We start from the raw sequence: 19,999 nt of genomic DNA on the forward strand, positions 1-19,999 counted from the left end.
CGACCGCCTGGATGCAGGGAGTTTACGAGGAGCTTACGGAATCAGCGAGTCGGTTCAAGAGTGAAATGGCCGATACCGCGTGCGCCCGAACAGACCTGCCACGGGCCCGGTCCCGGCGCCCACCGCAGCTGCGAGCTGATCGGGATCGGCGGCCTGGACCAGTCGAAATGCGTGTAGTTGACCCGGAACAGCCAGGCGACCACCGGGCTCGCCTGCGCGATGCGCTGCCGGATCTGCGGTGCCAGCAAGCCGGGATCGGAGAACCCGTCGACGATCGTGCAGTCGCAGAAGTACGCGAGCGTGCCGATTTCGCCCGGCGCGCCGACCGCGGTGTTCCCCACACGGGCGGCGAGTTCGTGGCCGACGCGCGCGTAATCCCGTGCGCTGGCCCAGTTTCCGAAGAACGGTGGCGCGTCCCACGGCAGCGGGCGCACGAACGCCGGTGCGTAACCGAGCACGAGGACACCCGCCAGCGCCAGCGCACCCGCGCGGGGCAGCCGCGGCGCGCGGCCCGCGATCCCCGCCGCGGCCGTGCTCAACGCGACCACCGGCGGCACGAAGTACCAGTGGTACGGCGGCACGTGCAGCAGTTGGTAGAGCACGCAGTACGCGAGCGCGCCCAGCCCGAGCGCGACGAACGGGTCGAACCGGCGGCGCAGCACCAGCACGCCGAGCACCAGCAGCACACCCAGTTCCGCGGGCGCGAAACTCAGTACCGCCACGGGATCCGTGCCCCACATCAGGTCCAGACCCGTGCGCAGGTAACCGCTTCCCCCGAAGGACCGCTGCAGCTGCTTGATCACGAGCGTGTCCGGGACCGCGGACCCGAAGTAGCACCAGCTGAAGACGAACCACGGCAACGCGACGAGCACGCACCAGCCCGTCACCGGGAGCAGCCGTCTCCGCACCGCCGCCGAAGAAAGCGCGATCAGGACCACGAACACCACGAGGTCCAGCCGGGTCAGCAGGGTGAGCCCGGCGAGCACCCCGAACACCCGCGGCCGGTCGGCGAACGCCACGAGCAGCACCAGCATCGCCGCGACGAGCAGGACTTCCATGCCCAGCGCGGAAAGCAGGAGCGGGTTGAGCAGCACCAGCGCGATCCCGAGCACCGATGCGGCCGGTGGTACCCGGATGCGGGACCACGCCCAGCCCAGCAACGCGCTGACGCCCACGTTCACGACACCCAGCGCGAGCACCGGGTGGACCGAACCGGACAGTCGCGTGAGGAGGGTGACGAACGCCAGCACCGCGACGTGCAGCGGCGAGGTCGCGGTGTTCGCCGGATGTCCCGGGATCAGCGCCCATTCGCCGTGCACCGCGAGGTTCCTCGCGTAGTCCAGCGTGATGTAGGCGTCGTCGGTGAGACCGTCCTTGGCCACGAGGAACGTCAGCGCCGACAGCACCGCGGCGGCGGCCGGGAGCCACCAGGACGTCCTCACCAGGACATTGTTACCTCTCGACGACAACCGTAAACGGTCCGACGTCCCGCTGCGCGAACCGCGGCGAGTCGAACAACGCCGGGTCGAAACGCACCTCTTCGACCGCCACCGGCGACGCCTGCGGGAACGAGTCCGAGGCGACGTACGCGAGGAGCCGGCCCTGGTCGTCGTCGCGGCGGAGGACGAACACGTCGGGCGCGCGGTACGGGCTGTCCGCGAGGCGCTGGAGCAGCTGGCCGGAATCGGCCGACGCGGCCCAGTTCTTGATCTCGGCGCTGCGCCGCGAGTACTCGGCGAGCGGGTTCGCGTAGTGCGGCGTCGTCTGCTGGAAACCCCAGTACGGCACGAACGACAGCAGCCGGTCGGACGCCGAGAGCACGACGTTGTCCGTCCGCGGCCGCCCGGACAGCTCGTCGATCGTGCTGATCAACTGGCCGGTCCAGGCGCCGTCCTGCTCCGGGTCGTGCTGGCCCTTCGCGTTGTACCCGTTGTCGTAGTAGTCCGACTCCGCGGTCTTCACCTGGTCGCCGAGCGCCTGCACGGAAGCCTGCGACAACGCCAGCGCACCGGCGAACGCGAGCACGAACCCGCTGAGCAGCACCGGCCGCGACCGCTGGACCAACCCGGGCACCCAGCGCAGCAGGTCCACAGCCGCGAACACACCGGCCACCGCGAGCACCGTCTCGAGCGTCACGATGAACCGGAACGCCAGCAGGGTGGTGTGCACGACGAGCGCGAGCGTCGACAACGCGAACCACACGTACACCAGCACCGTGACGGTCAGCAGCGGCAGCGCGACGGGGTTCTGCCGCACGCGCAGCACGAGCCACACCAGCCCGGCGAGGCACAGCACGCCGAGCACGCTCGTCGGCGCGAACGGGGTCGGGAAGTAGGCGCTGATCTCGGGCAGGAAGTGCGCGGCGACGTTCGGCTCGCCGAGCCCGCCCGCGAGCAGGAACGGCCCCCACGTGACCAGCGACAGCACACCGGTCACCACGCCCATGACGACCAGCCGCACCAGCGACCGCCGCACGATCACGCCCACGGCCTCGCCGCCCCGCGCGTCGAGCACGCCGGCGAGCACCGCCAGCACGACCACCGCGAACACCCCGAACACCAGGTGCAGGGTGTAGGTGATGCCGCAGATGCCCAGGTACACCCCGATCAGCAGCAGCGGCCACGCGGGCACCCGGCCGCGATGGCGGAACACCCGCCACGCCAGCACCACGACCGGCGGCAGCCACGCCGTCGTCGGCCACGCGTACGGCTCGTCCACCGCGACCGTGACCAGCCCCGCGAACACCGTCGCGATCGAGGCGAGCAGCGCCAGCCGACGCCGCACCACGAGGCTCCACAGCACGAAGGCGACCACCGTCGCCAGCGCGATCCACAGGATCGAATACGGCTTGTACGCGGCCCAGCCGGGCCAGCCGAGGAGGTTCGCGAAGCGGCCGCCGAGCCAGAACCAGCCGCCGGGGTAGTACGGGGCGATGCCCTGGTAGTTCATGTCCGCCAGGCCGTGCCCCGAAGCCATCCGCTCCAGGTACTGCAGGCGGAACGTGTTGTCGCCCGAGGAACCGCCGAGGTAGAACCGCGTGGCCTGCAGCGGAACGGCCAGCAGGAGGGTCGCGAAGGCGCTCAGGGCGGCCCACACGCCCACGAGCCGCAGCCAGGACGGCCAGCGGCGGGCCCAGCCCCACGCGAGCCCGGTGAACAGCACCAGCAGGATGACCGCGGTGGCCAGGTTCACCAGCGCCTGCGGCACGTACGTGCCGGGGTCGGTGCCGATGTGGCTCGCCGCCACCTGCAGCACCATGCTCAGCACCACGGCCAGCAGGCCGCCGAGCACCAGCTCGGCGACCGCGCGGCCGGCCGGGAGCCGGGTCAGCGGAGGTTCGTCCGGCAGCGGTGCCGTGTCCCTCGCGGCGGGACGAGCCAACGCCGTCGTCACAGGTAGAACGTCACCGCGAGCGTCGCGACCCACAGCAGGCCGAGGATCTGCAGGACGCGGTCCTTCAGCACGACCTCCTCGGGCTCACCGGCCGTGCCGCCGTCCACGTCCACCGCGTACCGCAGCACCGCGATGACGAACGGCACCATCGAGATGACCGGCCACACCGAGCCGTCCGCCCGCTCACGCAGCTCGAACGCCCACAGCGAGTAGGACATGATCACGATCGCCGCGGAGGTCGCCCACACGAAGCGCAGGTAGCTCGCCGAGTACTTCTTCAGCGACGAGCGGATCTTCGCGCCCGTGCGCTCGAACAGCATGATCTCGGCGTACCGCTTGCCCGCGACCATGAACAGCGAACCGAACGCCGTGACCAGCAGGAACCACTGCGACAGCGCGATGCTGGCCGCGACACCACCGGCGATCGAGCGCATCAGGAAGCCCGAGCCGACGATGGCGAGGTCGACCACCGGCTGGTGCTTGAGGCCGAAGCAGTAGCCCAGCTGGACCGCCTCGTAGACCCCGAGCACGATCGCCAGCTGCGGGCTCGCCAGGAACGACAGGCCGAGCCCGACGCCGAAGAACACGATCGAGGCCGCGTAGGCGACGGGCACCGGCACGATCCCAGCCGCGATCGGCCGGTTGCGCTTGGTCGGGTGGGCCCGGTCGGCCTCCACGTCGATCGCGTCGTTGATCAGGTACACCGACGACGCGACGAGGCAGAACGCGGCGAACGCGACCAGCGCGTCCAGCAGCACGCCGCCGTTGGTGATCTGCGCGGCGGTGAAGGGCGCGACGAAGACCAGCACGTTCTTCGCCCACTGGCGCGGACGCGCTGTCTTCACGACGCCCAGCGCCATGCGCACCGGGCCGCGTTTGGCCGGGGTCCGGCTGTCGTCGGCCTCGGCCGGCGTGGTCTCCGGTTCCGGCACCACGTCGGTCTCGGCCTTGTTCACTGAGTTGGTCACGGGCGGCTTTCCCCCTACCCCTTTTTGCTGATCTTCCTGCGGAGCAGACCACCGACCACGCCGCCGAGCGCCGCTCCGGCGAGCACGTCGGTCGGGTAATGCACCCCGAGCACGAGCCTGGAGGCCAGCATCGGCGGCACCAGGGCAGGAACCAGGTTACGTCCCGTCAATCCAGAGTAGAGGACGGCGGCCGCCGTCGTGGACGTGGCGTGCGAGGACGGGAAGCTCAGCCTGCTCGGCGTGCCGACCAGCACCTCCACGCTCGGGTCCTCCGGCCGCGGGCGGCGGACCACCCGCTTGACCGCGATCGACGCGCCGTGCGCCGCGACGACGCCCCCGGCCGCGACCAGCCAGTCCTTGCGCCGCTTGCGGTCGACGGCGGCGCCGACGAGCCCGGCGGCGAACCAACCAATGCTGTGCTCACCGAAGTGCGACAGGCCGCGCGCGGCCTTCACCGTCGCCGGGCGCTTGAGCACGCCCTGCACCTTCGCGAGCACGTCGATCTCGGTGCGCCGCCGTGCGCTCTTCTCAAGCATCGAGGCTCCCGTCCAGTGGTGCGCCTTCGGTCAGGTGCGGGGCGATCTTGTTGTCGAACACCGACAGCGCCGAACCGATGGCCATGTGCATGTCGAGGTACTTGTAGGTGCCCAGCCGGCCGCCGAAGAGCACGTTGCGCTCGGCCGCCTCCTTCTTGGCCAGCTCCCGGTACTGCTCCAGCTTCTGCCGGTCCTCGGGCGTGTTGATCGGGTAGTACGGTTCGTCGTCCTCCTTCGCGAAGCGCGAGTACTCACGGACGATGACCGTCTTGTCCTTCGGATAATCACGCTCCGGGTGGAAGTGCCGGAACTCGTGGATGCGCGTGAAGGGCACGTCCTCGTCGTTGTAGTTCATGACCGAGGTGCCCTGGTAGTCACCCGTCGGGACGACCTCCTGCTCGAAGTCGAGCGTGCGCCAGCCCAGCCGGCCCGCGGAGTAGTCGAAGTAGCGGTCGACCGGCCCCGTGTAGACCGTCGGCGTGCCGGCGGGGATGAGGTCGCGGACGTCGAAGTAGTCCACGTTCAGCCGGACCTCGATGTTCTCGTGGTCGGCCATGCGCTCCAGCCACGCGGTGTAGCCGTCGACCGGCAGGCCCTCGTAGGTGTCGTTGAAGTACCGGTTGTCGAAGGTGTAGCGCACCGGCAGCCGGGTGATGTTGGCCGCGGGCAGTTCCTTCGGGTCGGTCTGCCACTGCTTGGCGGTGTACCCGCGGAAGAACGCCTCGTACAGGGGACGGCCGATCAGCGAGATCGCCTTCTCCTCGAAGTTCTTCGCTTCCTTCGTGTCGATCTCGCTCGCCTGCTGCGCGATCAGCGCGCGCGCCTCGTCCGGCGTGTGCGACTTGCCGAAGAACTGGTTGATCAGCGCCAGGTTCATCGGCAGCGGGTAGACCTGCCCCTGGTACTTGCCGAACACCCGGTGGGAGTAGTTGGTGAACTCGGTGAACTGGTTCACGTAGTCCCAGACCCGCTTGTTCGAGGTGTGGAACAGGTGCGCGCCGTAGCGGTGGATCTCGATGCCGGTCTCCGGCTCGGGCTCCGAGTACGCGTTGCCCCCCAGGTGGGCACGCCGCTCCAGGACGAGCACACTCTTGCCGAGCTGGCTGGCGGCGCGCTCGGCCACGGTCAGCCCGAAGAACCCGGAACCGACCACGACGAGGTCGTACCCGGTGAAATCGGCTGCCGAAAAGTCACTGCGGTTCGTGTGCTCGCTCACGGGCGTCGAGGGTACCCACGCTACGCAGTGCTACCGCACCGGCCGCACCTTAAGCCGTGCCGTGCAATTCCGGCAACACGTCGGACACGACCTGTTCGAGCACTGTTTCCCTGCCCTCGTAGGGACCACCCGAACGGGGCCAGTGCGTCACGATGTCGGTGAAGCCCAGCTCGCCCGCGCGGCCCGCCGCGTCCCGGAACGCTTCGACGCTGGCCAGGGAGAACACGGGCGCCGAGTCGAGGCTGAGGTAGCGGTGCACGCTCGCGGCGTCGCGCCCGGCCTCGCCCAGGATCTCGTCGAACTTCTTGACCAGCCCGGCCACGCCCTGCCACCACTCGTCGAGCGTTTCGGCGGGGTGACCGTTGGTGATCCACCCGCCGCCGAAGCGGGCGGTCAGGCGCATCGTGCGGGGCCCGTTCGCCGCGACGAGGAACGGCAGGCGCGGCCGCTGCACGGGACCGGGCAGGTTGCGGGCGCCGACGGCCTGGAAGTACCGCCCGGAGTAGTCGAACCCGTCGGTGGTCAGCAGGCCGTCGAGCGCCTCGACGAACTCGGTCAGCCGGTCGGCGCGCTCCCGCGGCGTCGGTTCGCTGCCGCCCAGCACGAAGTTGTCGTAGCCGAGGCCGCCCGCGCCGACGCCGAGCAGGAAACGGCCGTCGGCGATGTCGTCGAGCGTGATCAGCTCGCGCATGAACGGCACGGGGTGCCGGAAGACGGGCGACGCGACGAACGTGCCGAGGCGGATGGTCGAGGTGACCATCGCGGCGGCGGTGAGCGTGGGCAGCGCGGAGAACCACGGCCCGTCCACCAGCGACCGCCAGCCGAGGTGGTCATAGGTCCAGGCGTGGTCGAAGCCGTACTCCTCGGCGGCCCGCCACTTGGGCTCGGCGGCCCACCACCGGTCCTCCGGGAGGATCACAATGCCTACGCGCACGTAGCCAACGCTATCTGGCACGGGGCGCAAAGGGACAATGGGAGTGTGGAGCAACCCCTGCTGATCGCCTCCGACGTCGACGGAACCCTGCTGGACGCCCGGGAGCGGCTGTCCCCCCGCACCCGGTCGGTGCTGCACCGGGCCGCCGAAGCCGGTGTGCCGGTCGTGCTGGCCAGCGGCAGGCCGCCCCGGTGGATCCCGTCGGTGGCGAAGCAGGCGGAGCTGACCGGGTACGCGGTGTGCGCGAACGGCGCCGTGCTGTACGACATCGGCCAGGACCTGGTCGTCGAGGTCAACGGGCTGCTCGAACCGGTCCTGCTCGGTGAGGTCGTCCGCGAGGTGGAGAAGGCGATCCCCGGCTGCGCGTTCGCGGCAGAGCGAGCGGGGAAACGGGCGCTGGAGCCGGGCGTGCACAACCTCGTCGTCGAGGAGGACTACTTCAACCCGTGGGGCGACGGCGGCGAGGGTGTGCGGGTGGCCCGGGCCGAGATCACCGGCCACCCGGCGATGAAACTGCTGGTCAGCAGGCCGGGGATGACGTCGGACGAGATGGCCGAGGCGGCCGGCGCCGTGCTGGACGACAACGTGGACATCACGTTCTCGGCGGGCTCGGGGCTGATCGAAATCGCCGCGCACGGCATCACCAAGGCGACCGGCCTCGCGGCGGTCGCCGAGCGCTTCGGGGTGCCCGCCGAGCGCGTCATCGCGTTCGGCGACATGCCCAACGACGTCGCGATGCTGGAGTGGGCCGGGCACGGCGTGGCGATGGCCAACGCGCACCCGGCCGCTAAGGCCGCCGCGGACGAGATCACCGGCCCGAACACCGAGGACGGTGTCGCGCAGGTGCTGGAACGCTGGTTCTGAACGGCCGCGATGTCGGAAAACGGCAGCGGCTGCCGCGCCGCTGCCGGATAGCGACGAAATCCACCTCGGGTTTCGGTATTTCGCCACCTCGCCTGATTGCCTGGCGTCGCACAAGACGAGGAGGCAAAAGTGGCGAACGTGGTTCTGGTGCACGGAGCGTGGAGTGACGGGTCGGTCTGGCAGGAGGTGGTCGCCGCCCTCCAGGACGACGGGCACCGGGTGCTGGCCGTCCAGCTGCCGCTGACCTCGCTCGCGGACGACGTGGCCTGGACGCGGCGGGCGATCGCGACCTTCGACGGGCCCGTGATCCTGGCCGGGCACTCCTACGGCGGCACGGTGATTTCCGCCGCGGCCCGCGAGAACACCCAGGTCAGAGCGCTGGTGTTCGTCGCGGGGTACGCGCCCGACGAAGGCGAGACGATCCCGGCCCTCAGCGAGCGGGGTGCCCCCACCCCGGGGCAGAAGGCGATCCGGTTCGACGACGACGGCTGGTCGACCCTCGATCCCGGGCTGTTCGGGGACGCGCTCGGCGCCGACCTGCCCACCCGGACGACGCGGGCTCTCGCGGCCTCGCAGAAGCCGACGCACGGCGCGTGTTTCTCGGCTCCCGCGGAGCGCGGGGCGTGGCACGACCTGCCGTGCGCCTACATCCTGTCCACCGACGACCGGATCCTGGACCCCGGGCTGCAACGGTGGTTCGCCGACCGCACGGAAGCCCGGGTCACCGAACTGCCCACCAGCCACCTCTCCCCGGTCTCACGGCCGCGCGAGGTGGCCGCCGCGATCGCCGGGAGCTAGTCCTGGGGCGGCCGCGGTGCCGTGCCGCCGAGGTGGGCGGGCAGCCACCAGCGGTCGTCGGGACCGCTGGGCTGCTCCGGGTAGTCCGCCTGCGCCTTGTCCAGCAGGGCCGACATCCGGGTGCGCAGGTCCTTCGTCAGCAGCTCCGGGTCGTCCTCCGGCTGCGGCCGCAGCGGCTCGCCCAGCAGGACCGAGATCGGCACGTGGCGCTTGGTCAGGGTGCGCGGGTGCCCCTTGGTCCACAGCCGCTGCGTGCCCCACACCGCCATCGGGATCACGGGCACGTCCGCCTCGGCGGCCATGCGCACCGCGCCGGACTTGATGTTCTCCACCGTGAACGACGGGCTGATCGTCGCCTCGGGGAACACGCCGACGACCTCGCCGGCCCGCAGCCGGGCGACCGCCTCCTCGTACGAGGCGCGCCCGGCCTCGCGGTTGACCGGGATGTGGTGCATCCCGCGCATCAGGGGCCCGGAGATCCGGTGCCGGAACACCTGCTCCTTCGCCATGAACCGGACGAGCCGCCCGGCGGGCTGGGCGCCGAGGCCGCAGAAGATGAAGTCGAGGTAGCTGACGTGGTTGCACGCGATCACCGCGCCACCCCGCCGCGGCAGCCGCTCGCCGCCCTCCACCCGCAGTTTCAGGTCCAGGACCCGGAACATGGTCTTCGCGAACAGGATGACGGGTGGGTAGACGAGCTCAGCCATGCCGCCAGGTTACGGGAGCGTAGGTTACTTGCGCGTAATCGCGATTCAGATCTCACCGCGCAGGGCCTGGTAGTCGATCTTCCCGCTGGCCAGGAGGGGTACGGCGGCGATCGGCCGGACGTCGAACCGTGACGCGTGCAGGTGCAGCCGGTCGGCCAGCGCATGCGAAACCTCGCGGCACGCCTCCGCCCCGAGGCCCTCGGCGAACAGCACGACCTTGTCGTTCCCCGGCACGGCGGCCACCAGGCCGGCCTCCGGCGCGCTCGCGCGGACGGCCTGCTCCAGGTCGTCGAGGCTGAACAGGTTGCCGAACACCGAGCCCATCCGCTTGAGCCTGCCGGTCACGAACAGGAAGCCGTCCTCGTCGAGGTAGCCGAGGTCCCCGGTCGCGAGCACGCCGCCGAGCTGGTCGCCCAGCGCGAGCCCGGCCTCGTCCACGGCGTAGCCCATCATCACGTTGGGGCCCCGGTAGACCACCTCGCCGCTGATCTTCGGGTGCGTGGTCTCCGACCCGTCGGGGCAGCGGATCGAGAGGTGGCCGCCCGGCACCGCCGGGCCCACCGACTCCGGTTTGTGCGCCAGCAGTTCCGCGGGCATGGTCGACATCCGGGGCCCCGCCTCGGTCTGCCCGTACATCACGTACAGCCCGCCGCCCACGGCCCGCATCTTCGCGTCGAACTCGGCGACCAGCTCGGGCCGCAACCGCCCGCCTGCCTGCGTCAGTGTCCGCAGCCGCGGGTACCGGGCCGGGTCGAAATCCAGCCGCCGCAACATCTCGTAGTGCGAGGGCACGGCCGCGAGCGAGGTGCAGCCGCACTGCTCCACGGCGTCCCAGAACGACCGGGAACGCAGGCCCGAGGGCTCGATGACGACCGTCGCGCCGCGGGCGAGGTGCGAGTTGAGCACGGACAGGCCGTAGGCGTAGTGCGGCGGCAGGTTCGTCGGCGCCACCTCGCCGGGACCGATGCTCAGCACCTCGGCGATCGCGTGCGCGTTCGACAGGACCGCGCGCCGCGACAGCTTCACCAGCTGGGGGACGCCGGTCGACCCGCTGGTCGCGAGCAGCAGCGCCAGCTCGGGGTGCGGGGACACGCCGTCGGGGTCGGCACGCACCCAGTGCCCGTCCTTCGCCAGGTAGCCGGGCGGCTCCGGGGCGTCGGGCGCGGTCAGCACCGCGGCCGGGCGGAACCGCGTGACCAGCTCGGCCAGCGCGTCCGCGGTCAGCGCGGGATCGAGCAACGCGATCGGGCGGCCGCTCTCGAACGCGGCCAGGTAGTACCGGATGCTCTCCAGGTCGGTGGCGGTGCGGGCGAAGAGGACACCGGTCGGCAGGGCGGAAAGCGCTTCCGCGACGCGGGTGACCTCCAGCACCAGTTCGTCGTGGCCGAGCACGCGTCCCGCGGTCGCGTCGACGATCCTCGCGCCGTCGCCGATGAGCGTCACCCCGGTCTCCTTCCGCTCGTGGCCCGCACCAAGGTAGAGAGCGCGTGGCGCGGGCCTTCCGGCAACCCGCCGTTTACCCTGGGCCCGTGACGCGGCGTGCGGTGGTGATCGGTGGCGGGATCCTCGGCCTTGCCGTGGCGTGGGAACTGACCCGCCGCGGCACCGCCGTGACGGTGCTCGAAAAGGAGCGCACGTGGGCCGCTCACCAAACCGGGCACAACTCCAACGTGGTGCACGCGGGCCTGTACTACAAGCCCGGATCCGCGAAGGCGCGGATGTCCGTGGCGGGCAACAAGTCCATTGTGGACTTCGCGAGGGAGCACGGGGTCGGCGTCGAGGTGTGCGGCAAGCTCGTGGTCGCCACCGAGGAGTCCGAACTGCCCGCGCTGCAGGTGCTCGCGGAGCGGGCCGAGGCCAACGGCGTGCCCGCGCGGCTCGTCTCGCCGGAGGAGGCGCGCGAGTACGAACCCGAGGTGTCCTGCGTGCGGGCGCTGCGGGTGGAGTCCACCGCCATCATCGACTTCCCCGGCGTGTGTGCGGCACTCGTCCGGCTGCTCGAGGAGAAGGGCGCTGACCTGCGGCTCGGCACGCCCGCGCTGGGCATCCGCCCGGGCCGCACCGGCGGGGTCGAGGTCGCCACGGGCAGCGAGGTGCTGCGGGCCGACGTGCTGGTCAACTGCGCCGGGCTGCAGTCGGACCGCGTCGCGCGCCTGGCCGGGCTCACCCCCAGCGCCCGGATCGTCCCGTTCCGGGGCGAGTACTACGAACTGCGGCCGGAACGGCGGCACCTGGTGCGCGGCCTGATCTACCCCGTGCCCGATCCCGCGCTGCCGTTCCTCGGCGTGCACCTGACGCGGATGCTCGACGGCAGTGTGCACGCGGGGCCGAACGCGGTGCTGGCCCTGCGCCGCGAGGGTTACCGGTGGCGTGACGTCTCGCCCGCCGACCTGCTCGACGTGGCCCGCTTCCCCGGTGCCTGGCGGCTGGCCCGCAAGTACGCCTTCCCGACCGGGCTGGACGAGGTGCTGCGCTCGCTGTCGAAGCGCCGTTTCGCCGCGAGCCTCGCGCGGCTCGTGCCCGCCGTCGGCCCCGACGACATCGTGCGCCACGGCTCGGGCGTGCGGGCGCAGGCGCTGCGGCCGGACGGCTCCCTCGTCGACGACTTCCTCATCGAGACCGCGCCGGACCAGGTGCACGTGCTCAACGCCCCGTCCCCCGCCGCGACGAGCGCGCTGGAGATCGCCTCTTACGTCGCGGACCAGGTTTAACGGCGCGGTTACACGCGGCGCCGCTGGATTTCGCACCGCACCCCTAGCGTCACCGGGGTCTTCGGTGGAGGTGGGGCATGGCGGGCAGTCCGTTCGAGATCGTGCTGCCGGCGCAGACGGGCGTCGGCGTGGTGGCGCCGTTCGACTTCGCGCTGGACCGGGAGCTGTGGCGCTGGGTGCCGGACCGGGTGTGCCTGCACACGACGCGTCTGCCGTACCTGCCCGAGCCCGTCACGGTGCAGCTGGCCGAGGCGCTCGGCGACCCGCACGGCGTCCGTCGCGCGACCAGGGACGTCCTGGTGCCCGAACCGCTCGTGGTCGCCTACGCCTGCACCTCCGGCAGTTTCGTCGGCGGCGCCGAGGGTGAGGCGGCGCTCGTGCGGGGGATGCTCGACGCGGGTGCCCCCGCGGCCGTCACCACGTCCGGCGCGCTGATCCGCGCGTGCACGCGCCTGGGTGTCCAGCGGCTGGCGGTGATCACCCCGTACGTCGACGACGTGACCGGGCGGCTGCTCGACTTCCTGGCCGAGTACGGCATCACCACGACCGCGAGCCTCGGGCTCGGCCTGCTCGGCGACATCTGGAAGATGTCCTACTCCGCGGTGCTCGGCGCCGTCTCCGGGCTGGACCTCACCGGCGCGGACGCGTTGTTCGTCTCGTGCACCAACGTGCCCACCTACGACGTCGTCACGCCGCTGGAGCAGCGCCTGGGCATCCCGGTGCTCACCGCGAACCAGGTGACGATGTGGGCGGCGCTCGAGGACGCCGGGGAGCGGCTCGCCGCGTCCAGCGCGCTGACCGCACCGCTGCGCGTGCCCGAGGTCGCCTGAAAGCCGCTGGTCGGGGTGGATACGCTGGACGGGACAATCCCGGCTCGTACCTGGAGTACCCATGCACGACCCCCGCCTGCTGCTCGACCCCGAGGTGGACGCGGCCGCCAAGCTGCGCCGCCGCGGCTACGTGCTCGACACCGACCGGCTGAGCAAGCTGGTGAGCCGGCGTTCCGAGGTCATCAGCGAGGGCGACCAGGCGCGGGCGCAGTCGAAGAAGGCCGCCGCCGAGGTACAGGCCGCCGCGCGCCGCGGTGAGGACATCACCGGGCTGCGTGAGCAGGCGAAGCTGCTGAAGACGCGCATCGGGGAGCTGGAGGAGGAGCAGCGCAGCGTCGAGGCCGAGCTGAACGAGTTCCTGCTCGCGATCCCGAACCTGCCGCTCGACGAGCTGCCCGACGGCGCCACCGAGGAGTACGCCGAGGAGATCCGCCGCTGGGGCAGCGTGCCGGAGTTCGACTTCGAGCCGCTCGACCACGTCGACCTCGGCGAGCGCGCCGGGTTCCTCGACCTGCAGCGCGCCACGAAGCTGTCGGGCCCGCGGTTCGCCGTGTTCAAGGGTCCCGGCGCGAAGCTGGAGCGCGCGCTCGCCGCGTTCTTCCTCGACGTGCACATCGAGCAGGGCTACACGGAGTTCTCGCTGCCCGCGCTCGTCACCCGGCAGACCATGACCGGCACCGGTCAGCTGCCGAAGTTCGAGGAGGACCTGTTCCGCACGTCGGTCGCCGACCGCGAGCTGTTCCTCATCCCGACCGCCGAGGTGCCGCTGGTCAACCTGCACGCGGGCGAGATCCTCACGCTGGAGGACCTGCCGCTGCGCTACACCGCGCACACCCCGTGCTTCCGCTCGGAGGCCGGTTCGTACGGCCGCGACACGCGCGGCCTGATCCGGCAGCACGAGTTCTCCAAGGTCGAGCTGGTGCAGCTCGTCGACGCGGAGAAGTCGCGGGAGGCGCTGGACGAGATCCTCGCGCACGCCGAGGAGGTGCTGCAGAAGCTGGGGCTCGCCTACCGGGTGATCAAGCTGCCCGCCGGCGACATCGGTTTCTCCGCCCAGATCACCTTCGACATCGAGGTGTGGCTGCCCAGCCAGCAGACCTACCGCGAGATCTCCAGCGCGTCGGACACGGGCGTGTTCCAGACCCGCCGCGCGAACATCCGCGGCAAGGGCAAGGACGGCAAACGCGGTGCGGTGGCGGCGTTGAACGCCTCCGGCCTGCCCGTCGGCCGCACCCTCGTCGCGCTCGTGGAGCAGAACCAGCAGGCCGACGGGTCCATCCGGATTCCCGAGGCGCTGGTGCCCTACACCGGTTTCTCCGTGATCAACCCGGACGGCACCACGGCCTGAGGCACTCGTGGGTGAACCCCGAACGTGTCAGTTTCGGGGTCCCTTCCGACCGTCAACTCTGTTGTGGACGGTTCAAGATCGGAAGGGGAGAACAAATCATGACGAGCATGCTTCGTCCTGAGGAACTGACCGAGCACGCCGTGGTCGACCCGCAGGGGAAGAAGATCGGCAAGGTGGGCACCGTCTACCTGTCCGACGAAACCCAGGAACCGGAATGGGTCACCGTCCGGACCGGGATGTTCGGCCAGAAGGAGAGCTTCGTGCCGCTGCGCGGCGCGCGGGTCGACAACGACGGGCTGCACGTCCAGGTGTCGAAGGACCAGGTGACCGACGCCCCGCGCTGCGAGGCCGACCAGCACCTGTCCGAGCAGGAGAGCGCCGAGCTGTACCGGTACTACAACCTGCCGACGCCGCGGGCCTCGATGGAGAACCGGACCGGCGGGCAGCGCGACCGCATGGGCCGCACGCGCACCGGTGAGGCCGGTGAGGCGGTGACCCGCTCGGAGGAGCAGCTGCGCGTCGGCAAGGACCAGGTCGAGACCGGCCGGGTGCGGCTGCGCAAGTACACCGTCACCGAGGAGCAGCAGGTGCGCGTACCGGTGACGCACGAGGAGGTCCGCGTCGAGCGCGAGCCGATGACCGGCACCGAGCGCGGCGAAGCCCGGATCGGCGAGGAGGAGCAGGAGATGACCCTGCACGCCGAGCGGCCGCGGGTGGAGAAGGACGTCGTGCCGATGGAGCAGGTGCGGCTGCGCAAGGAGAACGTCACCGAGGAACAGCCGATCTCCGGTGAGGTCCGCAAGGAGCGCATCGAGATCGACGACGACGCCGACCCGAAGCGCCGCAACCGCTAGCTCCGCACGAAGTCGGCGATGATCCGCCCGAGTTCCGGCCCGGCGTCCTCCTGGAGGAAGTGACCGGCACCCGGCACGGTGGGGTGGTCCAGACCAGCGGCGCCCCTCATGGCGCGCCGCAGGACCGGGGCCATCCCACCGGTGATCGGGTCACCGTCGGAGAACGCGCACAGGAACGGGATGTCCAATTCGGACAGTACCCGCCACGCGCGCCGGTTGGCTTCGCTCGCCGGGTCGTCCGGCCGGATCGGCACGAGGTTCGGCATCGCGCGCGGCCCCGCCTTGTACATCTCGTTCGGGAACGGCGCGTCGTAGGCGGCGCGCACCTCGGGCGGCAGTTCGGTGCGGCAGCCCGACTGCACGAACCGCCCCACGTCGAGGACCGGCGCCTTCGCCACGGCGGCGCGGAACGCGTGCCACTCCTGCGGCATGTCCTGGTCGCCCGTGGGCAGCCCGGTGTTGGCGGCGACGACGCGGGCGAACCGGCCGGGGTGCTCGGCGACGAGGCGCAGCCCGATCAGCCCGCCCCAGTCCTGCCCCACCACCGTGACGCCACGCAGGTCGAGCGCGTCGAAGGCGAACGCGCGGATCCACTCCACGTGCCGGGCGTAGCTGTGGGCGATCACGTCGACGGGTTTGTCGGAGCGGCCGAAGCCGACGAGGTCCGGTGCGATCGCCCGCAGCCCCGCGTCGGCGAGGACGGGCAGGACCTTCCGGTACAGGAACGACCAGCTGGGCTCGCCGTGCAGGAGCAGCACGGGCGGCCCGTCCGGAGGCCCGGCCTCGGTGTAGGCGATGCGGATGATGCCGTCGCCGGGGTCGTCGATGTCGGCGTACAGCGTGGGGAAGTCGAAGTCGGGCAGGTCGGTGAACCGGTCTTCGGGGGTCCTTAGCAGACGCACAGCCCCCACATTAGGAGATGGCGACCGCCACGACGAGTCCCAGAGCGAGGTGGGCGGCCGCGACCACGACGCTGGCGGGCGCGAACTGCTCGCTTTCGATGGTCGAACCGACGTTGATCCGCGTGGACCACTCCAGCAGCCGCACCGCCGCGACCTGCACCACGATGCCGAGCAGGCCGTAGACGAGCGAGGTGATGAGCCCCTCGGTGAGGTCGCTGGCCGAGTTGAAGATGGCGACCACCACGATGAACGCCATCGACAGCATCCCGGAGGCGGTCACGATGACCGCGTTCGGCAGACCCCGGCGCACGAGCGAGGACAGCTTGCCCGGCGTGGTCCAGTCGATCGCGTAGAAGCCCACCAGCATCAGCAGCAGGCCGACGACGCCGTACAGCAGGATCGCGCCGATCCCCTTGACGAGGTCGGAGCCGAAGGTGTCGGCCAGCGCGAGGGTCATGGAGATCTCCAGGGTGGTCGGTCAGTGTCGTTGTGGGGTGTTTATCACGATTCCGGAATGCGGTGGGGGACGAAGGCCGCGCCGTCGTCGGTGACCAGGCCCGCGGTCTCCCGGATCCCCAGGCCGGCGGAGCTGTCCCCGACGATCCACGCGCCCAGCGCGGGTCGGAACCCGTCGAACTCGGGCAGCGGGTCGAAGGCCTGGTAGACGTACCCCTCTTCGCCGTAGACGCCGGGCGTCTCGGTCTCGTACCCGGGCGCCACGATCGACACGTTCGCACCCTCGCGGCCCAGCTTCGGCTTGCGCACGTACTCGGTGAGCAGCCCGGGGTCGTCGACGAAGGCGGGCAGCAGGTTCGGGTGCCCCGGGTAGTTCTCCCAGAGGATCGCCAGCAGCGTCTTGTTCGACAGCAGCATCTTCCACAGCGGCTCGACCCACAGGGTGCGCGGCAGCGACTCGACGGCGTAGCGGCCGAACTCCTCGTCCACCACCCATTCCCACGGGTAGAGTTTGACCACGGTGTTCATCGGCGCCTCTTCGAGGTCGACGAACCGCTTGAGCACCGGGTCCCAGCCGATCTCCTCGATCGCGAGGCCGATGGTGTCGATCCCCGCCTCCGCGGCGGTTTCCTGCAGGTAGGACGTGGTGATGTGGTCCTCGCCCGTGGGGTCGGCGGTGGACCAGGTGAAGTACACCTCGTTGGCTGGCAGCAGCGCGCGGACCTCCTGCCAGCGCTCGACGAGCTTCTCGTGGACGGAGTTCCACTGGTCGTCGTCGGGGAAGACCTCGGTCTTCCAGTGCCACTGCAGGACGGCCGCTTCGAGCAGCGACGTCGGGGTGTCGGCGTTGTACTCCAGCAGCTTCGCCGGGCCGCCGCCGTCGTAGCGCAGGTCGAACCGCCCGTAGACGTGCGGGTCGCGGCGCTTCCACGACTCGGCGATGTGCGGCCACACCCACTCCGGGATGCCGAACTGCTGGTACCGCTCCGTCAGCACGACGTGGTCGACGGCCTCGAGGCACATCGAGTGCAGCAACTCGACGTCGGCCTCCAGCGACAGCACCTCGTCCATCTCCAGGACGTAGTGCACGGACTCGTCCCAGTACGGCCGGTCCTGGCCGGAGCCGTAGCGGGCGGGGGTGCCGAACACCAGGCCCTGTTCCTCGACGATGCGCTGCCAGTCCCGGCGAGGGGTACTGGTTGCCCTCCGCACTTACGAGCCCCCCGACTTGCCGCTGCCGCCACTGCTCTTGCCGCTGATGCCGAACCCGCCGCGCTGCACGGTCTTGCCCGAGTTGGTCTTGATCGTCGGGTTGCCGGACGGCTTGGTGTACGTGCCGCCGGAGACCGGCTGCCCGACCGTGCCCGTGCCGCCGTAGTTGTAGCGGTACTGGGTGTACCCCCCACCGCCGGGGATGGGGATGAACCAGAACCCGGTGCCGGCGTTGTAGTAGCCGCCGTGGCTGACGGCGTAGTTGTCGTCGCAGTACTCGTCGGGCTGCACTACGTTGTTGGCGTCCGTGCAGACCGCGTTGACCGTCTCGGGCGTGCCCACGAGGTACCACGCGGCGACGACGCCGACGAGCCCGACCGTGACGCCGCTGCCGATCAGCACCTTGCGGCGGGTGGCGGCCTTGCGCTGGGCCTCCTTGTACGCCTGCTTCGCCGCCTCGGTGCGTTCCTTCTCCTCGGCGAGCGCCTTGCGCCGGGCGCGCTGCTCCGCGAGCGACGGTTCGCGCGGTTTGGTCGTCTCCGGGTCCTGGAACCGCATGGAGCCGCGCTGGGGCGCCTGCTCCGGAGGTTGCTGCTCCTCCGGCGGGGTGTCTTCGGTCATCAGGCAACACACTAACCACCCGAGGGTCGTCGTGCGGGCCGGACGCGGGCATTATTGGGGCGATGCTCGGACACGGCTTGGCAACGAACACGGTGCGCACACGGCTCGTCATGGTCGGTGTGTTCCTGGGTGCGATCGTCGCCCTGTCGCTGAGCGTCGCCTTCTCGTGGGGCGACGGGGTCGTCGGCGGCGGGAAGGTCGAGGAGTCACCCGAGGCGAAGGCCGCCTTCCACGCGAACGCGGGCGCCTGCCTGAACTGGGTCCAGCCCGACGCGTCGGACATCCGCGTCGTGCCGTGCGCGCAGCCGCACCTGTACGAGGTGACGGGGGTGGTGAGCGTCGGCGACAAGTACCCGGCCGGTGCGCCGGCCCCGAGCGTGGACGAGTGGCGCGAGCTGGCGATGGGGCGGTGCGCCGACGGTGCGGAGAAGTACCTCGGCAAGCAGCTCGACCCGTTCGGCAAGTTCACGGTGAGCGCGCTGCGCCCCGGCAACGACGAGTGGGCCGACGGCGATCGCGACATGCGGTGCGTCCTGCAGTGGGCGGCGCCGGGTGGTGCGCTGCAGCCGGTCACGGGCAACGCGGCGGGCCAGTCGCAGGCGCCGGTGTGGGAGCCGGGCACGTGCCTCGCGCTGGCGGGGAAGACCGTCGGCAACCCGATCGACTGCGCGCAGCCGCACGCGTACGAGATCGTCGCGACGGTCGACCTGAAGTCGCACTTCACCGGTGGTTACCCGTCGCAGGACGACCAGGCGAAGTGGCTGGACACCGAGTGCAACCACGACGTCCAGGGGTACGCGGGCGGTGTGGATCTGAACGCGCAGAAGCTGATCCTCACGTGGGACCTGCGGGAGCAGGAAAGCTGGGACGCGGGTTCGACGCAGGTCAACTGCAAGGTGGGGGCGAAGCTGCCGGACAACAGCGGGCTCGCCCCGGTGACCGGCAGCATCCGGCAGCAGGCCCAGGACGCGCCCCCGGCGTCGGCACCCCCGGCGAGCCCGACCGGCGGCGGCTGATGCCGGTCGACATGACCGTGGCCCGCTTCGAAGAACTGGTCGCCGACGCGCTGGACGCCGTCCCGCCGGAGTTCGCCAGGGCGATGGACAACGTCGTCGTGCTGGTCGAGGAGCGGAACGAGGAGGCGCCAGGCATCCTCGGCCTCTACCACGGCGTCGCACTGACCTCCCGCACCAGCGACTACGGCGGCGTGCTCCCGGACCGCATCAGCATCTACCGCGAACCGATACTGGCGATGTGCGAGACCGAGGACGAGGTCGTCGAAGAAGTGCTGGTCACGGTCGTGCACGAGATCGCACACCACTTCGGCATAGACGACGAGAGACTGCACGAACTCGGTTGGGGGTAAGGCCCCCAGACCCACCCAGAGTTGGGTGATCATCCCGTCGCCTGATACCGGGCGATCACTTTGAGGAGCAGCCGCAACCTTTCTCGAGACCGGCGGTTGCCTTGCCAGGCTTGCGGCTGGTCCTCAAAGTGATATGCACAAACCGCAGGCGACGGGATGATCACTCAACTCGACCACCTGCCCGAGGTGAGATCCCGTTGGGGTCCATCATCCTGGAGCCTGCCCGCCGGCCAATACCGCTAAGTTTAGGCGAGTTTCCGCAGCTCAGAGGCGTTTGGAGGCG

The 19,999-nt window shown here is 70.6% G+C and carries 20 protein-coding genes; 8 read left to right on the forward strand and 12 right to left on the reverse strand.

Going from position 1 to position 19,999, the window contains the following annotated elements; all coding sequences use genetic code 11:
* Positions 1 to 41: 41 nt before the first annotated feature.
* Genes ABFX51_RS25395 through ABFX51_RS25420 form a run of 6 tightly spaced genes read right to left on the reverse strand, consistent with a single transcriptional unit; the run spans position 42 to position 7,047 of the window.
* Positions 42 to 1,442 carry a hypothetical protein gene (locus ABFX51_RS25395; RefSeq protein WP_091509326.1) on the reverse strand — a complete coding sequence of 467 codons (1,401 nt, stop codon included), beginning with the start codon at positions 1,440 to 1,442 and terminating at the stop codon, positions 42 to 44.
* Between the two features lie 10 nt (positions 1,443 to 1,452).
* On the reverse strand, positions 1,453 to 3,393 hold the full coding sequence (locus tag ABFX51_RS25400) for an arabinofuranosyltransferase (protein ID WP_346055119.1): 1,941 nt from the start codon (positions 3,391 to 3,393) through the stop codon (positions 1,453 to 1,455).
* Complete coding sequence (locus ABFX51_RS25405) at positions 3,390 to 4,361, reverse strand: decaprenyl-phosphate phosphoribosyltransferase (protein WP_428832501.1); 972 nt, start codon at positions 4,359 to 4,361, stop codon at positions 3,390 to 3,392. Before ABFX51_RS25405 ends, ABFX51_RS25400 begins: the two co-directional genes overlap by 4 nt.
* 14 nt (positions 4,362 to 4,375) lie before the next feature.
* Positions 4,376 to 4,897, reverse strand: a complete 522-nt coding sequence (locus tag ABFX51_RS25410; RefSeq protein ID WP_346055120.1) for a phosphatase PAP2 family protein — start codon at positions 4,895 to 4,897, stop codon at positions 4,376 to 4,378.
* A complete protein-coding gene (glf, locus tag ABFX51_RS25415; protein WP_346055121.1) occupies positions 4,890 to 6,113 on the reverse strand; it encodes a UDP-galactopyranose mutase in 1,224 nt (407 codons plus the stop codon). Before glf ends, ABFX51_RS25410 begins: the two co-directional genes overlap by 8 nt.
* A gap of 49 nt (positions 6,114 to 6,162) precedes the next feature.
* Positions 6,163 to 7,047 (reverse strand): LLM class flavin-dependent oxidoreductase, encoded by an 885-nt coding sequence (locus ABFX51_RS25420; protein ID WP_091509336.1) that lies wholly within the window; start codon positions 7,045 to 7,047, stop codon positions 6,163 to 6,165.
* A 45-nt stretch (positions 7,048 to 7,092) separates the two neighbouring features.
* Between ABFX51_RS25420 and ABFX51_RS25425 the strand changes: the two genes are divergently transcribed.
* On the forward strand, positions 7,093 to 7,911 hold the full coding sequence (locus ABFX51_RS25425) for a Cof-type HAD-IIB family hydrolase (RefSeq protein ID WP_346055122.1): 819 nt from the start codon (positions 7,093 to 7,095) through the stop codon (positions 7,909 to 7,911).
* A 129-nt stretch (positions 7,912 to 8,040) separates the two neighbouring features.
* On the forward strand, positions 8,041 to 8,709 hold the full coding sequence (locus tag ABFX51_RS25430) for an alpha/beta fold hydrolase (RefSeq protein ID WP_346055123.1): 669 nt from the start codon (positions 8,041 to 8,043) through the stop codon (positions 8,707 to 8,709).
* On the opposite strand, the gene ABFX51_RS25435 is transcribed toward ABFX51_RS25430, so the two are convergent.
* Both ABFX51_RS25435 and ABFX51_RS25440 read right to left on the reverse strand, forming a co-directional pair.
* A complete protein-coding gene (locus ABFX51_RS25435; protein ID WP_346055124.1) occupies positions 8,706 to 9,416 on the reverse strand; it encodes a lysophospholipid acyltransferase family protein in 711 nt (236 codons plus the stop codon). The two genes, ABFX51_RS25430 and ABFX51_RS25435, sit on opposite strands and share 4 nt — an antisense overlap.
* Positions 9,417 to 9,461: 45 nt before the next feature.
* Positions 9,462 to 10,859, reverse strand: coding sequence for an AMP-binding protein (locus ABFX51_RS25440; RefSeq protein ID WP_346055125.1), 1,398 nt, complete (start codon positions 10,857 to 10,859; stop codon positions 9,462 to 9,464).
* Between the two features lie 86 nt (positions 10,860 to 10,945).
* Between ABFX51_RS25440 and lhgO the strand changes: the two genes are divergently transcribed.
* From lhgO to ABFX51_RS25460, 4 genes are all read left to right on the forward strand, one after another.
* Complete coding sequence (gene lhgO, locus ABFX51_RS25445) at positions 10,946 to 12,127, forward strand: L-2-hydroxyglutarate oxidase (RefSeq protein WP_346055126.1); 1,182 nt, start codon at positions 10,946 to 10,948, stop codon at positions 12,125 to 12,127.
* A 77-nt stretch (positions 12,128 to 12,204) separates the two neighbouring features.
* Positions 12,205 to 12,957 carry a maleate cis-trans isomerase family protein gene (locus tag ABFX51_RS25450; protein WP_346055127.1) on the forward strand — a complete coding sequence of 251 codons (753 nt, stop codon included), beginning with the start codon at positions 12,205 to 12,207 and terminating at the stop codon, positions 12,955 to 12,957.
* 61 nt (positions 12,958 to 13,018) lie between these two features.
* Entirely contained in the window at positions 13,019 to 14,305 is a 1,287-nt protein-coding gene (gene serS, locus ABFX51_RS25455; RefSeq protein WP_346055128.1) for a serine--tRNA ligase, read from the forward strand.
* Positions 14,306 to 14,403: 98 nt separating this feature from the next.
* Positions 14,404 to 15,159, forward strand: coding sequence for a DUF2382 domain-containing protein (locus ABFX51_RS25460; RefSeq protein ID WP_091509349.1), 756 nt, complete (start codon positions 14,404 to 14,406; stop codon positions 15,157 to 15,159).
* Here ABFX51_RS25460 and ABFX51_RS25465 read toward each other — a convergent pair.
* The 4 genes from ABFX51_RS25465 to ABFX51_RS25480 are packed head-to-tail and all read right to left on the reverse strand — an operon-like array spanning position 15,156 to position 18,350.
* Positions 15,156 to 16,061, reverse strand: a complete 906-nt coding sequence (locus ABFX51_RS25465) for a haloalkane dehalogenase (RefSeq protein ID WP_177228765.1) — start codon at positions 16,059 to 16,061, stop codon at positions 15,156 to 15,158. The genes ABFX51_RS25460 and ABFX51_RS25465 overlap by 4 nt on opposite strands.
* 10 nt (positions 16,062 to 16,071) lie before the next feature.
* Positions 16,072 to 16,524 carry a DUF350 domain-containing protein gene (locus ABFX51_RS25470; RefSeq protein WP_091509354.1) on the reverse strand — a complete coding sequence of 151 codons (453 nt, stop codon included), beginning with the start codon at positions 16,522 to 16,524 and terminating at the stop codon, positions 16,072 to 16,074.
* Between the two features lie 38 nt (positions 16,525 to 16,562).
* Positions 16,563 to 17,729, reverse strand: a complete 1,167-nt coding sequence (locus tag ABFX51_RS25475; protein ID WP_091509355.1) for a glutathionylspermidine synthase family protein — start codon at positions 17,727 to 17,729, stop codon at positions 16,563 to 16,565.
* The gene (locus ABFX51_RS25480) at positions 17,730 to 18,350 is read right to left on the reverse strand and encodes a hypothetical protein (RefSeq protein WP_346055129.1); all 621 of its coding nucleotides are present in this window, start codon (positions 18,348 to 18,350) and stop codon (positions 17,730 to 17,732) included.
* Positions 18,351 to 18,412: 62 nt separating this feature from the next.
* Here ABFX51_RS25480 and ABFX51_RS25485 point away from each other — a divergent pair, with 62 nt between their 5' ends.
* A complete protein-coding gene (locus ABFX51_RS25485; protein WP_346055130.1) occupies positions 18,413 to 19,366 on the forward strand; it encodes a septum formation family protein in 954 nt (317 codons plus the stop codon).
* Positions 19,366 to 19,716 carry a metallopeptidase family protein gene (locus tag ABFX51_RS25490; protein WP_346055131.1) on the forward strand — a complete coding sequence of 117 codons (351 nt, stop codon included), beginning with the start codon at positions 19,366 to 19,368 and terminating at the stop codon, positions 19,714 to 19,716. The genes ABFX51_RS25485 and ABFX51_RS25490 overlap by 1 nt, the downstream gene beginning before the upstream one ends.
* The last annotated feature ends 283 nt before the right edge of the window (positions 19,717 to 19,999 follow it).

This window comes from Amycolatopsis dongchuanensis (genome assembly GCF_039542405.1).
GTDB classification, from domain to species: domain Bacteria; phylum Actinomycetota; class Actinomycetes; order Mycobacteriales; family Pseudonocardiaceae; genus Amycolatopsis_E; species Amycolatopsis_E sacchari.